The sequence below is a fragment of the Streptomyces sp. NPDC032940 genome (assembly GCF_040636935.1).
Taxonomy (GTDB): Bacteria; Actinomycetota; Actinomycetes; order Streptomycetales; family Streptomycetaceae; genus Streptomyces.
This window is the reverse complement of sequence record NZ_JBEZVJ010000033.1, coordinates 36,780-52,400: the sequence shown is the minus strand read 5'-3', so window position 1 is coordinate 52,400 and position 15,621 is coordinate 36,780. Positions and strand designations below refer to the sequence as shown.

The 15,621-nt window shown below is 71.9% G+C and carries 10 protein-coding genes; 8 read left to right on the top strand and 2 right to left on the bottom strand.

The features are described from left to right. Positions 1-105: 105 nt before the first annotated feature. Positions 106-1,116, top strand: a complete 1,011-nt coding sequence (locus AB0E77_RS29435; protein WP_361576447.1) for a DNA-3-methyladenine glycosylase 2 family protein — start codon at positions 106-108, stop codon at positions 1,114-1,116. Positions 1,117-1,348: 232 nt separating this feature from the next. Here AB0E77_RS29435 and AB0E77_RS29430 read toward each other — a convergent pair whose 3' ends face one another. Next, entirely contained in the window at positions 1,349-2,431 is a 1,083-nt protein-coding gene (locus tag AB0E77_RS29430; protein ID WP_361576444.1) for an NDP-sugar synthase, read from the bottom strand. 104 nt (positions 2,432-2,535) lie between these two features. Then, positions 2,536-3,777 (bottom strand): N-acetylmuramoyl-L-alanine amidase, encoded by a 1,242-nt coding sequence (locus tag AB0E77_RS29425; RefSeq protein ID WP_361576441.1) that lies wholly within the window; start codon positions 3,775-3,777, stop codon positions 2,536-2,538. Between the two features lie 138 nt (positions 3,778-3,915). Here AB0E77_RS29425 and AB0E77_RS29420 point away from each other — a divergent pair, with 138 nt between their 5' ends. The 7 genes from AB0E77_RS29420 (at position 3,916) to AB0E77_RS29390 (ending at position 15,612) form a co-directional block, all read left to right on the top strand. After that, a complete protein-coding gene (locus tag AB0E77_RS29420) occupies positions 3,916-4,680 on the top strand; it encodes a TIGR03089 family protein (RefSeq protein ID WP_361576438.1) in 765 nt (254 codons plus the stop codon). A 479-nt stretch (positions 4,681-5,159) separates the two neighbouring features. Then, positions 5,160-6,359, top strand: coding sequence for an LCP family protein (locus AB0E77_RS29415; RefSeq protein WP_361576435.1), 1,200 nt, complete (start codon positions 5,160-5,162; stop codon positions 6,357-6,359). A 272-nt stretch (positions 6,360-6,631) separates the two neighbouring features. Further along, positions 6,632-8,368, top strand: coding sequence for an LCP family protein (locus tag AB0E77_RS29410; protein WP_361576432.1), 1,737 nt, complete (start codon positions 6,632-6,634; stop codon positions 8,366-8,368). 165 nt (positions 8,369-8,533) lie between these two features. After that, positions 8,534-10,168, top strand: a complete 1,635-nt coding sequence (locus AB0E77_RS29405) for an LCP family protein (protein WP_361576429.1) — start codon at positions 8,534-8,536, stop codon at positions 10,166-10,168. A 204-nt stretch (positions 10,169-10,372) separates the two neighbouring features. Continuing rightward, on the top strand, positions 10,373-12,124 hold the full coding sequence (locus tag AB0E77_RS29400) for an LCP family protein (RefSeq protein ID WP_361576486.1): 1,752 nt from the start codon (positions 10,373-10,375) through the stop codon (positions 12,122-12,124). 164 nt (positions 12,125-12,288) lie between these two features. Next, on the top strand, positions 12,289-13,842 hold the full coding sequence (locus AB0E77_RS29395; protein ID WP_361576483.1) for an LCP family protein: 1,554 nt from the start codon (positions 12,289-12,291) through the stop codon (positions 13,840-13,842). Positions 13,843-14,235: 393 nt separating this feature from the next. Next, complete coding sequence (locus AB0E77_RS29390; RefSeq protein WP_361576426.1) at positions 14,236-15,612, top strand: LCP family protein; 1,377 nt, start codon at positions 14,236-14,238, stop codon at positions 15,610-15,612. The last annotated feature ends 9 nt before the right edge of the window (positions 15,613-15,621 follow it).

The following is a 15,621-nucleotide window of genomic DNA, read 5'->3' as shown; positions in this document are numbered from 1 at the left end:
GGGTGCGGTGAGAAGCGCGGTGACCTTTCCGGACGAGGCTCTACCCTCGTAGGGGCTTCCGCAGGTCTCCGGCCGGCCCCTCTTCTTCTCTCAAGGACCTCACCCGTGGCAGGACGTTTCGCTCCCCGGCCCACGCGTACGACCGTGCGCGGCGGGGAGACCGTCGTACCCGCGGCGGGGGCGCCGGTGCCGCGGCAGGCAGCCGCTCCCGGGAAGGTGCGGGTGTGGGTGCCGGACGGGCCGCTGGAGCTGGGGCTGGTCCTCGGGCCGCTGCGGCGCGGGCCGGCCGACCCGACCTTCCGTACGACACCGGACGGCTCGGTGTGGCGGGCCAGCCGCACGCCCGCCGGGCCCGGCACGCTGCGGGTCTTCGCGCGCGGCGGCGAGGTGCGGGGCGAGGCGTGGGGGCCGGGCGCGGAGTGGCTGCTGGAGCAGCTGCCGCGGATGCTGGGCGCCGACGACGACCCGTCCGCGTTCGTGCCCCGGCACCGGCTGCTGGCGCACACCGCGCACCGGCGGCCGGGGCTGCGGCTGACGCGGACGGGGCTGGTGCTGGAGTCGCTGATCCCGTCGATCCTGGAGCAGAAGGTCACGACGCTGGAGGCGTACCAGGCGTGGCGGATGCTCGTGCGGAAGTTCGGGGAGCCCGCGCCGGGGCCCGCGGCCGGACGGATGTACGTGATGCCGGCGGCGCGGACGTGGGCGCTGATCCCGTCCTGGGAGTGGCATCTGGCCGGGGTCGACGACAAACGGGCGTCGGCCGTTCTGCGGGCGGTGCGGGTCGCCGCGCGGATGGAGGAGGCGGCCGGGATGGAGCCGGAGGCTGCGCGGGCGCGGCTGGAGGCCGTGTCGGGCATCGGGCCGTGGACGTCGGCGGAGACCGTGCAGCGCAGTCACGGTGCGGCCGATGCGGTGACCGTGGGGGATCTTCATCTGCCGGGGATCGTGGGGTTCGCGCTGGGTGGGGACCGGAATGCGGACGATGCGGTGATGCTGCGCCTGCTGGAGCCTTATGCCGGGCAGCGGCATCGGGCGGCTCGGCTGGTGTTGCTGAGTGGGCGGGTGCCGGGGAGGCGGGCCCCGCGGATGGCTCCGCGGGGGATTGAGCGGCTCTGACCTGTCTCGGCGTCGCACGTCCCGGCGTCGCCCTCGGTGACCGTGCTGGGGCTGGGCCGGGGTGGGGTGGGGCGCGTGGCCCGGCGCTGGCGGGGTGCCTCCCCCGCACTCGGCTTCTCCCCCACGCTCGGCTTCGCTCGCGGGGGACCTGTCCCGGACCCCCATCGCCCTGGGGGCACGTCCCAGGCCGTTCAGGCACTGGGGGAGGCACTGCTGCCCGCAGCTGCGACGGCTACGCGTCTGAGGAGAAGCGGACGGACGCCGGGGGTATGTGGGCGTTGCACCAGACTCGGACTCCTGAGCGGAGTTCGTTGTCGGCGCCGATGACCGCGTCGTCGCCGATGACCGTGTCCGTGAGGACCGAGCGGGTGCCGACGCGGGCGCGGGTGCCGATGAGGGAGTCGGTGATGACGGCGCCCGGTTCGATCACCGCGCCGGGCAGGATCGTGCTGCCGAAGACCCGCGCCCCCTCCGCGACGAAGGCGCCCTCGCCCACCACCGTCCCGCCGGTCAGCTTGGCGTCGGGCGCGACGGTGGCCGTGGGCAGGATCAGGCGGTCACCGCAGCGGCCCGGTACCGCCGGGGACGGCGCGCGGCCGAGGACCAGGTCCGCCGAACCGCGCACGAAGGCCGCCGGGGTGCCGAGGTCCAGCCAGTAGGTGGAGTCGACCATGCCCTGCAGGTGCGCTCCGGTGGCGAGGAGTTCCGGGAAGGTCTCCCGTTCGACCGAGACCGGGCGGCCCGCCGGGATGGTGTCGATGACCGAGCGGCGGAAGACGTACGCCCCCGCGTTGATCTGGTCGGTGACGATCTCCTCCGGCGTCTGCGGCTTCTCCAGGAACGCCAGGACCCTGCCCGTGTCGTCCGTGGGGACCAGTCCGTAGGCCCTCGGGTCGGTCACCTTCGTCAGGTGCAGGGAGACGTCCGCGCCCGTCGTCTCGTGGGTGCGCACCAGCGCGCGGATGTCGAGGCCGGTCAGGATGTCGCCGTTGAAGATGAGCACCGGCTCGTCGGGGCCCGAGTGCAGCCGGGACGCCACGTTGCGGATCGCGCCGCCGGTGCCGAGCGGCTCCTCCTCGGTGACGTACTCGAGGTGGAGGCCCAGGGAGGAGCCGTCCCCGAAGTACGGCTCGAAGACCTCCGCCAGGTAGCTCGTCGCGAGGACGATGTGCTCGACGCCCGCCGCCTTCGCCCGCGCCAGCTGATGGGTGAGGAACGGCACCCCGGCCGCCCGCACCATCGGCTTCGGGGTGTGCACCGTGAGCGGGCGCAGCCGCGTGCCCTTACCGCCGACCAGGAGGATCGCTTCTGTCACCTGTCGTCTCTGCTTCCTGCCGGGACCGGCCGAACTGTCTTTCGGCGGGCCAGTGTATGCAGACCGTGCCGTGGCGCCTTCGATGACCGTGCGGTGTCGCGTCCTCAGCGGCCCTGGTACTTCGCCGCCGAGGAACGGGCCGTGCGGAGCTTGCCGTAGAGCTGCTTGCCGGGGCAGCTCGTGGCGAAGCCGTCGCGGTGACCCGAGATGACGTTCAGTCGTACGTTCTTACCTTTTCGGTAGAGATTGCCACCGGCGGACCTCAGGTATGTCTTGCCGCGCGGATTCACGCCGTGGAGGCCGAGCTTCCACGCGGTGAGCCGGGCGACGGCCTTGACCGCGGCGGACGACGGCTTCTTGGCGCTGTACGTGCCGAGAACCGCGATTCCCGTGCTGTTGGCGTTGAACCCCATGGTGTGGGCGCCCAGTACCGGCTTCGACACTCCCCCGGCCCGGCCCTCGTAGATCTTTCCGCACTTGTCGACGAGGAAGTTGTAGCCGATGTCCCGCCAGCCCATGCTCGTCACGTGGTAGCGGTGGATACCGCGAATGACGGACGGGGCCTGCGAGCAGCGGTAGTCGTTGCCGGTGTCCGAGTGGTGCACGAAGGCCGCCTTGACCTTCCTCGTGTACGTGGCGTTCCTCGCGCGGAGGTTCTCGTCCGCGCCCCAGCCGTGGCGCGTGACGATGCGCGGGCGGGGGCCGGTGTGCGGTCCGGCCTTCCGCTGTTCCGTCGGGCTGCCGAGGGCGGGGAGTTCGTTCTCGGTCCGGGTCCGGTTCGGTGCGGGGGTCTCGGTGTCCTCGCCGGGGTCGACCAGTTCGAGGTGCATGCCGGTGGGGAGGGGCGTGACGTCGTACTCGTCCGCCGCGTGCACCCGCGCCTCCACACCGTCCGAGTCGCCCACCCACAGCGGTGCGGTGGCGCCGCGCACCCGGCCCGACGTGCCTTCGGCGGTGCCCGGGTCGGCGGCATGGTCGGCGTTGTGCGTCTCGAGGTCCTGCCAGTCGGACCAGGCGCCGGTGGTCGTGGCGCGGGTGCGGACCTGGACGCGGCCGTGCAGTGCGGTGGCCGGGTCGTCCCAGACGACGCCGACCAGGGAGAAGTGCCGGGTGCTCCGGCGGGGGACGCGCTGTTCGGCGGCGCCGGGGGCGGTGCCGGGAGCGGTGGCGGTGCGGTCGCCGGGGCTCGGCGTGAGGGGGAGCGACTGGGTGCTGCCGGGGGTGGGTGCCTGGGCCGGTGCCGCTCTCGCGGGGGCCGTCGTCGCCGTCGTCGGCTCGGTGGTGAGCGGGAGGGTCAGTGCGGCCGCGCAGGTGACGCCTATCGAGGACGTGAGGAAAGCATGCATGCCCCTGATCCTTGACATGACGTGACAAAGATGTCCATACGGGATGTGACGGGGCGTAGGGTTTTTCGCCCGATCCGGTGGTGGTGAGGTGTCCCGTCCGCCACGGGCCCGGCTTTCGGCCCGCGTACGCTTGCGCGGGTGAACGCGACCGACCGCACCCCTGCCGACCTGCTGAGTTCCGCGCTCGCCGCGGACCCGGGACGCCCCCTGGTGACCTTCTACGACGACGCCACCGGCGAACGCGTCGAACTGTCCGTTGCCACCTTCGCCAATTGGGTGGCCAAGACCGCCAATCTGCTCCAGGACGAACTGTCCGTCGAACCCGGCGACCGGGTCTCGCTGCTGCTGCCCGCGCACTGGCAGACGGCGGTGTGGCTGCTGGCGTGCGCGTCGGTGGGTGTCGTCGCCGACGTGGCCGGTGACCCGGGGGCGGCGGACGTGGTGGTGAGCGGACCGGAGCCGGAGTCGCTGGAGGCGGCGCGGGCGTGTTCGGGCCCACGGATGGCGCTGGCGCTGCGGCCGCTCGGGGGGCGGTTCACGCCGGCCCCGCCGGTGGGCTTCGCCGATTACGCGGTGGAGGTGCCGGGGCAGGGGGACCGGTTCGTGCCGTACGCGCCGGTGGATCCGGAGGCCCCGGGGCTGATCGTCGCGGGGCGGGAGTTCAGCGGGGCGGAGGTCGTGGAGCGGGCCCGGGCGGAGGCGGCGGGGCTGGGGCTGACGGGGCCGGGGGCGCGGATTCTGTCGGGGCTGCCGTACGACACGTGGGAGGGGTTGAACGCGGGGTTGTACGGGCCGTTGGCTTCCGGGGGATCGGTGGTGTTGTGCCGGCATCTGGAGCGGGCGGCGGAAGGTGTGGTGGATCAGCGGATCGAGGCGGAGCGGGTTTCGGCCACGGCGCGGTGAGGTTTTTCGGGGGTGTCGGTGGTCCGGCGTTGGTGTCGGGGTTGGGGTGGGTGAGGTGGCCCCGCGCTGATGGGGCGCCGCTGCTCCGTGGGTGACGTGGGCCGGTGCGGGTGGGGTGCCCGGCGTGGTTGCGGGGACGCGCGGACGGGTGCGCGGCCCGGCGTCGCGGGGCACCTCCCCCACTCTCGGCCGCTCGGCTTCGCTCACGCGAGAGGCCCCCATGAGCGGGGGATCTCCCCACACAGCCCACCCGTGCCGACCTTCGGGGCACCTCCCAGGCCGTTCAGGCGCTGGGTGAGGCAAGGACTGCCCTCAGCCAGGCAGTGATGGCGGCGGGACGCGGCTTCGGTGGGTGTTCTCCTGACCGAGGGGACCCGTTCGGCTCAGTCGGGGCCGGGGGTTCGTGGGGGTTCGGGTCATGATCGGGGGAGCGCGGGCGGGCAGGGCACGCTCGTACGGCACGAGGGGTTGAGGCTGACGTGAGCGACAGCGCAGGCGCGTCCTCCGACCGGGCCGGGACCCTGGGGCCGGGGGCGGGGGCGTCCGCGACCGGCGACGGGTTGCGCCGTCGGCGGCGCCGGCGCCTGCTGCGGAACTCGGGCGTCGCGGTCGCCCTGCTCGGCGTCGCGGCCGTGGGCGTCGGCTGGGCGGTCTACGCCAAGCTCAGCGGGAACATCACCGCCGACGAGGCGGCCGCCGCCGAGCTCGCCCGGTACGAGAAGGAGCGGCCCACCTCCCTCGTGCGCGGCGCGCAGAACGTGCTGGTGATCGGATCGGACTCGCGCTCCGGCGACGGCAACGCGCGCTACGGCCGGGACACCGGGACCGAGCGGTCGGACACCACGATCCTGCTGCACCTCTCGGCGGGCCGGGACAGCGCCACCGCCGTCTCCCTCCCCCGCGACCTGATGGTGCGCGTGCCCCGCTGCCACCGCCCGGACGGCTCCGGCGCCGGGCCGGTGTTCACCCAGCTCAACTACGCCTTCGAGGCGGGCGGTTCGGCGTGCACCGTCCGCACGGTGGAGAAGCTGACCGGCATCCGGATCGACCATCACGTGGTCGTCGACTTCCAGGGCTTCAAGAAGATGGTCGACGCCCTCGACGGTGTCGAGGTGTGCCTGCGCAAGCCGGTCGACGACAAGGACGCCAAGCTGAAGCTGCCCGCCGGCCGGGTGACCCTCGACGGTGAGCAGGCCCTCGGATACGTCCGGGCCCGCAAGTCGCTCGGCAACGGCAGCGACACCGACCGGATCGACCGGCAGCAGCGTTTCCTCGGGGCACTCGTCGATAAGGTGCAGAGCAACGACGTACTGCTGAATCCGGTGAAGCTCTACCCCGTGCTGGACGCGGCCACGTCGTCCCTCACCACCGACCCGGACCTGGCCAGTCTGCGGGGTGTGTACGACCTGGCGCGCGGCCTGCGGAACATCCCCACCGAACGGGTGCAGTTCCTGACCGTCCCCCGGGAGGCGTACGCGCGCGACGCCAATCGCGACCAGCTCGTCCAGCCCGACGCGGAGAAGCTGTTCACCCGTCTGCGGACCGACGAGCCGGTGGCGGTCGCCGCGCCCGAGCGGCGGACGGAAGACGGCGACGGGAGCTCGCCCGAGCCCCGGGACGGGGATTCGCCACAGCCGACGTTCAGCGGGAACACCGCCGCAGAGCACGTCTGCGAGTAAAGCGCGTTCCAAGACGGCGCAAGACGGGGCCAAGTCATGCGCGCTACGGCGGACACTTGTCCAGGAAAAGGGCTGGATTGACCGGTTGTAAGGATCGTGGAATGTGTCACCGGCGTCGCCGCAGGCCGAATCGGGCCGTTAGTGTGAGCGATCCGGTGTGCCCGGCCACGAGGTTCCGTCATGGTTCCGTTCCGCGGTCGCGCACTGAGTGACCGAGACCGGGCGCCTGGAGGGGAGGGCGCCGCGTGGCCCCGACGGAGGATCGGACGACCGTGGACGCGCAAGGCCGTGGGCGGGCGGGGGACATCGACCCCGCAGACCAGTGGGTACTCAATCCGGACACCGGCGATTACGAACTGCGACTACCCCCTTCCGCACCGCAGTCGACGCCCCCCAGGGCCCCCGGCCCCCGCGGTGCCGGCGCGGCGCGCACCCGCACCCCCCAGGCGTCCGCGCCCGCGACCGCCCCGGGGCGCGCGGTCCCCGGTCCGCGCAAGCGGCGGGCGGCGCCCGACGAACCGCCTCCCGGGCGTCGGGGCCGGCGGCGTCCGGCGAAGAAGAGGTCGACGGCCAAGAAGGTCCTGATGTGGACCGGCGGGACGATGGCGTTCGTCGTCCTCGCCGCGGCGGCGGCGGGGTACCTCTATCTCGAGCACCTCAACGACAACATCCAGTCCGTCGCCGACGACGGCGCGAGCACCGGTGGCTTCCAGAAGGACAAGGCCATCAACATCCTGCTCATCGGCACCGACAAGCGCACCGGCTCCGGCAACGAGGGCTACGGCGACGCGGGCAGCGTCGGCCACGCCGACACCACGATCCTGCTGCACGTGTCGAAGGACCGCTCCAACGCGACCGCGCTCAGCATCCCCCGCGACCTGATCGTCGACGTCCCCGACTGCCCGACCACACAGCCGGACGGGTCCACGAAGGTCATCCCCGGTTCCACCGGCGTCCGCTTCAACACCAGCCTCGGCCAGGACGACCGTACGCCCAGCTGCACCATGCGGACCGTCACCGAGCTGACCGGGGTCACCCCGGACAACTTCATGGTCGCCGACTTCAACGCGGTCAAGACGCTGACCTCGGCGGTCGGCGGCGTCGAGGTCTGCCTGGCCAAGGACATCGACGATCCGGACTCGCATCTGAAGCTGTCCGCGGGCACGCACACCATCGAGGGCGAGCAGGCGCTGGCGTTCGTGCGCACCCGGCACTCGGTGGGCTTCGGCGGGGACCTGAGCCGCATCCAGATACAGCAGCAGTTCCTCAGCGCGCTGATGCGCAAGCTGAAGTCGAACGACACGCTCACCAGCCCGTCGAAGATGGTGAAGCTGGCGGAGGCGGGCACCAAGGCGCTGACCGTCGACTCCAAGCTGGACAGCATCGGCAAGCTGAAGGACCTCGGTCTGGAGCTGGGCAAGCTCGACACCAAGAACCTGACCTTCACCACGGTGCCGGTGGTCGACAACCCGGCCGAGAAGGTCAAGGCGACGGTCGTCCTCAAGGAGCAGCCCGCCGCCGAGGTCTTCAGCATGATCCAGAACGACATCTCGTTCACCGAGGTCAAGCAGCAGCAGAAGAAGGAGGCCGCCGCCGTCGCGGCCCGTCTCAAGGGCACCAAGTCCGACCCCTCCGAGGTCCGCGTGCGCATCCTCAACGGCGGCGCCCCGGGCGGCAGCGCCGGGAAGGAACTGCTCTACCTCCAGAACGAGGCCGGCGTCACCAAGTCCGAGAACGCCGGCAACGCCCCCGCCGAGGTCGCGAAGACCACCCTGGAGTACGCCCCCGACCAGGCCGACCAGGCCCGCGCCCTCGCCGAGATCCTCGGCCTGTCCGGCGCGGCCATGAAGCCCGGCCGGAGCGTCACCAACTCCCAGGGCCTGCCCACCATGACACTCACGCTCGGCAAGGACTTCAAGGGCGCGGGAGTCAAGCTCAACGCCACCTCCGGGAAGACTCCGGACGGGGTGGACAAGTCCACTGCGGACAAGGTCCAGTGCGCCAAGTGACCTGACGGCCCCTTCTCGCGTCTTACCGGGCGGCCGTGTTCCGCAGGGGCGGAAACGATCCGTCGGCGCGGCCGTACAGCCAACGGGGCGGTCCAGGCGTCCAACTGTGCGAACAGAACGCGCCCATGGGCCCATCGGCCGGCGCGAGGGGTGGGGAAGAGGGACATGACGCAGAGTGATGTACGCGAGCAGGGAACACGATCCGGTGCCGCCCGGCACGGCGCGGGCCAGGGGAACGGCGGCGGGCACGGCCGGCGGTCCGGGCGGCGGCGGGCGGGGCGCGGGCGCCGGGTGCTCAGGTGGTCCGCGTCGACACTCGCGGTCCTGATACTCGGCACGGCCGGCGCCGGATACCTCTACTACCAGCACCTGAGCGACAACATCGAGAAGGGCGAGCGCAACAGCGGCGACTCCAAGGCGCACAAGACCGAGCCCAACGCGGCCGGACAGACGCCCCTGAACGTCCTGCTGATCGGCTCCGACAGCCGCGCCTCCGACGCCAACGTGGCGCTGGGCGGCGGCAAGGACCACCGCGACAACCCGCCGCTGGGCGACGTGCAGATGCTGATCCACCTCTCCGCGGACCGCAAGAGCGCCGCCGTCGTGAGCATCCCGCGCGACACCCGCGTCGACATCCCCGCGTGCACGGACCCCAAGACGGGCGAGAAGTTCCCGGCGACCAACACCATCATCAACGCGTCCCTGGCCCGCGGCGGCGCCGGCTGCACGCTGGCCACCTGGCAGAACCTCACGGGCGTCTACGTCGACCACTGGATGACGATCGACTTCGCGGGCGTCGTGTCGATGGCGGACGCCGTCGGCGGGGTCGAGGTCTGCGTCAACCAGAACGTCGACGACCGTGTGAAGCCCGGCAGGGACGGCGGCTCGGGCCTGTACATGACGAAGGGATCGCACAAGGTCAAGGGCAAGGAGGCCCTCCAGTGGCTGCGCACCCGGCACGCCTGGGGCAGTGACCAGATGCGGGCGCGGGCCCAGCACATGTACATGAACTCGATGATCCGCACCCTGAAGGACCAGAACGTCTTCACCGACGCCGGCCGGCTGATGGACCTGGCGGAGGCGGCCACGAAGTCCCTGGGGGTCTCGAAGGAGATCGGCACGCCCAAGAAGCTGTACGACCTGGGGACACAGCTGAAGACGGTGCCGACGGACCGCATCACCATGACGACCCTGCCCACCGTCCAGGACCCCGAGGACGAGAACCACCTGCTGCCGGACGGCGCCAACGCCGAGAAGATGTGGGCGATGCTCCGCGACGACGTGTCCTTCGACGACAAGGGCGCGAAGACCGGCGGCAAGGGCGCGGGCGACGGCAAGGACGCGGGCGCGAGCGGCACGGACACGACCAAGGACCCGGCCGCCGCCGACGCCGAGATCGGCGTCCTCGTGCAGAACGCCACCCGCTCCGACTCGCTCGGTCCGGTCAGCGGCCGCGCGGGCACGATCACCGACGCACTGACGGAGAAGGGCTTCGCCCGGGCGACGAAGGACACCTCGGCGGCGCTCTCCGAGGAACGGACCGTCGTCCGCTACCCGACCCCCGACCTGGCCGGCGACGCGCAGCGGGTCGCGGCCGCGCTGGGCATCCCGGCGAACGCGGTGCAGAAGTCCGCGGACGTGTCCGGGGTGACGGTCGTCGTCGGCTCCGACTGGCGCTCCGGCACGGCGTATCCGAAGCAGAAGACGCCCGAGGCCGGCGACCTGCCCGACAACAGCGACGCCCTCAACGGCGCCGACGAGGACAAGTGCATGGACGTCTACGAGCCGTACCGCTGGTAGACGTTCCCGGGAATGGGGCGGAATGCCCTGTTGTAGGAAAGTCGAATTTGTCACCGGTGTCGTTCGACGCTGAACTGGGCGGATAGTGTGAGCGCTCCAGTGCCCCCGCCGCGAGGTCCGCCCTGGCGTCGTGCACTTGTTGACCCTTTACCGGGCGCCTTCGGGGGAAGGCGCCGCGTGGCCCCGACGGAGGACTGGGAGACCGTGGACGCGCAAGGACCTGGGCGGGCGGACGACATCGACCCCGCAGACCAGTGGGTGCTCAATCCGCGGACCGGCGAGTACGAGCTGCGGATGCCCTCTTCCGCGCCGCAGCCGGCCGTTCCGAGGCCCCGCCGGAGCTCACCGGACGGCACCGGCGGCGAGACCGGCGGGCGCGGCCCCGGCGGCGCGGCCCAGGGCCGTACGAAGACCCCCGGCCGTGAGGTGGTCCCGCCCCAGCGGCGCCGCCGTCCCGCAACGGAGGAGCCGGCGCCCGGGCGACGCGGTCGGCGGCCCGCGAAGAAGAGGTCGACGGGCCGGAAGGTCCTGCTGTGGACCGGCGGCACGACGGCGTTCGTCGTCCTCGTGGCCGGCGTCGGCGGCTACCTCTACCTCAAACACCTCGAGGGCAACGTCTCGACGACGGACGTCGGCGGCGCGGGCAGCAGCGACTTCAGCAAGGACGAGGCCTTCAACATCCTCATCATCGGCACCGACAAGCGCACCGGTGCGGGCAACGAGGGCTACGGCGACAAGGGCAGCGTCGGACACGCGGACACCAACATCCTGCTGCACGTGGCCGAGGACCGCTCCAACGCGACCGCGATGAGCATTCCCCGCGACCTGATAGTCGACATCCCCGACTGCCCGACCGTCCAGGAGGACGGGACCGAGAAGGTCGTTCCGGGCCTGCAGGGCGTGCGCTTCAACCGGAGCCTCGGCGAGAGCGGCCGGGACGCGGGGTGCACCATGCGCACCGTGAAGGAGGCGACCGGCATCTCCGTCGACCACTTCATGATGGCCGACTTCAACGCCGTCAAGACGCTGACCACCGCCGTCGACGGCGTCGAGGTCTGCGTGGAGCACGCGGTGAACGACAAGAAGTCCAAACTCGTCCTGCCCGCGGGCAAGTCCAAGGTGGAGGGCGAGCAGGCCCTCGCCTTCGTCCGCACCCGGCACGCCTTCGGCAACGAGGGCGACCTGGACCGCATCAAGGTGCAGCAGCAGTTCCTCGGTTCGCTCATGCGGAAGATGTCCTCCGGGGACACCCTCACCAGCCCCACCAAGCTGGTGAAGCTCGCCGAGGCCGCCACGAAGGCGCTCACCGTGGACAAGCCCATCGGGGACGTCGGCACGCTCAAGGACATAGCCCTGGAGCTGAAGAAAGTGCCGACCAAGAACATCACGTTCACCACCGTGCCGGTGAAGGACAACCCCGCCGAGAAGATCCCGGCGACGGTCGTCGTGGACGAGTCGAGGGCGCCGCAGGTCTTCGACATGGTCCGGAACGACATCTCGTTCACCGAGGTCAAGCAGCAGCAGAAGAAGGAGGCCGCCGCCGTCGCGGCCCGTCTCAAGGGCACCAAGTCCGACCCCTCCGAGGTCCGCGTGCGCATCCTCAACGGCGGCGCCCCGGGCGGCAGCGCCGGGAAAGAACTGCTCTACCTCCAGAACGAGGCCGGCGTCACCAAGTCCGAGAACGCCGGCAACGCCCCCGCCGAGGTCGCGAAGACCACCCTGGAGTACGCCCCCGACCAGGCCGACCAGGCCCGCGCCCTCGCCGACATCCTCGGCCTGTCCGGCGCGGCCATGAAGCCCGGCCGGAGCGTCACCAACTCCCAGGGCCTGCCCACCATGACACTCACGCTCGGCAAGGACTTCAAGGGCGCGGGAGTCAAGCTCAACGCCACCTCCGGGAAGACTCCGGACGGGGTGGACAAGTCCACGGCCGACCAGGTGCAGTGCGCCAAGTGACCTGACGGGCCCGTCCCACGTCTCACAGGACGACCGCGGACACCGGACGGGCACGCGGCACGGCAGCAGGGGTGGGGAAGGACGCGGAAGTGACGCAGAGCGGAGTGCAGGGGGAGGACACGCGGCAGGCTGCCGTGGCGGACTCCCCCGAGGCCGACGAGACGGTGACCGGCGAGCAGGACGACGAGGGCGAGGACGGCGCCGAGGCCGGTATACGCCGGCCCCGCCGAGGGCTGCGGATCCTGCGCTGGACCGCGCTGACCCTAGCCGTGCTCCTGATCGGCACGGCCGGTGCCGGATACCTCTACTACCGGCACCTCAACGGCAACATCGAGCAGGACGTCCTCAACCTGGGCGACAACAAGGTCGCCGCGCCGACGCCGAACGCCGCCGGGCAGACCCCGCTGAACGTCCTCGTCATCGGCTCCGACGCCCGGGACAGCGAGGAGAACCAGCAACTCGGCGGCGCCCGCGAGACGTTCGGCTCCACGCCGCTGGCGGACGTGCAGATGCTGGTGCACCTGTCCGCCGACCGCAGCAACATGTCGGTCGTCAGCATGCCCCGCGACACCCTGGTGAAGATCCCGAAGTGCACCGACCCGGACGACGGGACCGTCTATCCGGCGAGCGAGGGCCGGGTGATGGCCAATCAGAGCCTCGGACACGGCGGACCCGGCTGCACGGTGGCCACCTGGCAGGAGCTGACCGGCATCCACATCGACCACTTCGTGATGGTCGACTTCGCGGGCGTGGTGTCGATGGCCGACGCCGTCGGCGGCGTCCCGGTCTGCGTCGACGCCAACATCCACTCCCGTGACGACGAGGGCCACGGCTCCGGCCTGAAGCTGGCGGAGGGCACCCACCCGGTCAAGGGCGAGCAGGCACTGCAGTGGCTGCGCACCCGCTACGGCTTCGAGGACGGCAGTGACCTGGCCCGCGCCAAGGCCCAGCACATGTACCTCAACTCGATGGTCCGGGTGCTGCGCGAGAACGCCACGCTCTCCAGCCCGGGCCGGCTGCGCGCCCTCGCCGAGAAGGCCACCGAGGCGCTCACGGTCGACCCGGGCCTCGACACCGTCAAGAAGCTGTACGACCTCAGCGAGGAACTGCGCACGGTGAAGCCGGAGCGCATCACCATGACGACGATGCCCAACCGGTATGTGGGCGCGCGCGTCGAGCCGACCGAGGACGCCGAGCAGCTGTTCCGGCTGGTGCGCGAGGACATCGCGCTGGACGGCAAGGACGCGAAGAAGAAGGAACCCGAGCCCGGCCCGGCGTCACCGAGCCCCGCCGACCCGGCCGCCGCCGACGACGAGATCGCCGTGCAGGTCCGCAACGGCACCCGCACCGAGGAACTCGCGGCGGCCCGCGGCCGCGCCGACGCGGTCGCCGGGCTGCTGGTGGAGCGGGGCTTCGCACGGGCCGTCGCCGACCCGTCGGTCCTGCCCAGCGAGGACCGTACGGTCGTCCGCTACCCGAGCGCCGACCTGGCGGGCGACGCGCGGCGGGTCGCCGAGGCGCTGGGGATCCCGGCGGGTTCGGTGCAGCGGTCGACCGAGGTCTCGGGCGTCACCCTCGTCGTGGGCGCGGACTGGCGCGAGGACACGGCGTACCGGGTGCCCGAGGAGGACGACACGACCCCGGAGTCCGCCCAGGCCCTCAACGGCGCGGACACCGGCGCCTGCATGCATGTGAACCCGGCGTTCACCTGGTCCTGAGGGGCCGTCAGCGGGCATCGTGACGGCGTCCGGCCGGACCGCCGGGCACCGCGCGGCGCCGGCCTTGCCGGGCATGATCGCGGAAACCGCGGGCAGCCGCACGTCGGACCCGGCGTTCTTCGCGGCTCACGTTACCGCGAACGGGGGACACGGGTGCGCGCCGCGAGGGCCACAGCCCCGGGCAGCAGATCGTATGGGCCTACGGTGCTCACGGATCCCACGTCCGGCCCCAGGTCCCGCCCCCGCGGAGGTGTCACCTTGCCCACGCCGCCCCGCTCCCCCAGGGTTCCGGCCTCGCCCCCACAGGGCGGCCCCCCACCGCAGCGCACCCGTCCACGGCCCTCCCGCCGCCGGCCGGGTCCCGCCGTCCGGCGGAAGAAGCCGCGCTGGGCCGTGCGGGCGGTGACGGCGCTGTCGGTGGTGGTGCTCGCCTCCGCCGGGATCGGGCACGCGGTGCTCTCGGGTCTGGACGCGGACATCGCCCGCGTCGACGCCTTCAAGGACATGAAGAACCGTCCGCGGGGCGGTGACGGCATGAACGTCCTGCTGGTCGGCACCGACGGCCGCGACCGGATCAGCGAGGCGGAGCGGCGCAGGTACCGGCTCGGCGGCGCTCCCTGCCACTGCACCGACACGATCATGATCGTGCACATCTCGGAGGACCGGGAGCGGGCGAGCGTGGTCAGCCTGCCCCGCGACTCGTACGCCGTGACGCCCGACCACACCGACCGCACGACCGGCGAGCACCACCGGGGGCACCCCCTCAAGCTGAACGCGGCCTACGCCGAGGGCGGGCCCCAGCTGACCGTCCGCACCGTCGAGAGCATGACCCATGTGAAGATCGACCACTATCTGGAGGTCGACTTCACCAGCTTCATGAAGACGGTGGACGTGCTCGGCGGCGTACGGATCTGCACCGTCCAGCCGCTCAAGGACCGCTACACCGGGCTCGACCTGAAGGCCGGCACTCATCAGCTGACCGGCGGGCAGGCCCTCCAGTACGTCCGCGCCCGCCATCTCGACGGGGCCTCGGACCTGAGCCGGATGAAGCGCCAGCAGCGCTTCCTGGCCGCGCTGATCGACCGGGCGACCTCCTCGGGGCTGCTGCTGAACCCGCTCAAGTTCCGCGACGTCACGCGCGCCGTGCTGGGTTCGGTGCGGGCCGACAAGGGGTTCGGCACCGACGAGCTGCTGGCGCTGGGGCGGGCGATGCGGGACTTCTCGCCGTCGTCCTCCGAGTTCACCACCGTGCCTATCGGGCAGATGGGCTACAACGTCAAGGGCGTCGGCTCCACCCTCAAGTGGGACCCCGCCGAGTCCAGGCGGATCTTCGACGCGCTGCGCAAGGACGAACCGCTGGCCCCGCCCGGCCCCAAGGCCGAGGGCCCGGCGCCGGTACGGGTGCCCGTCGACCCGAAGCAGATTCGGGTGCAGGTGGAGAACGGCACGCACACCGCCGGTCTTGGCCGGCGCGTGGACGCCGCGCTGGCCGCCGCCGGCTTCCTCACCACCCGGATGCCGGTGAACGCCGCCGACCGCGCGGTGGCGCGGACGGTGGTCGCCTACGACCCCCGCTGGGACAACTCGGCGAAGTCGCTGGCCGCCGCGCTGCCCGGCAGCGAGCTGAGGGCGGTCAAGGGCCAGGGCGGGACACTGAAGGTGATCGCGGGCGCCGACTTCCGCGAGGTGCGGAAGGTCCGGCCGGCGGACCCGCCGCAGGAGTCGGGCACGGTGGTCCGCGGCGACGAGGTGGTGTGCGGGCAGCGGTGACCGGACGCG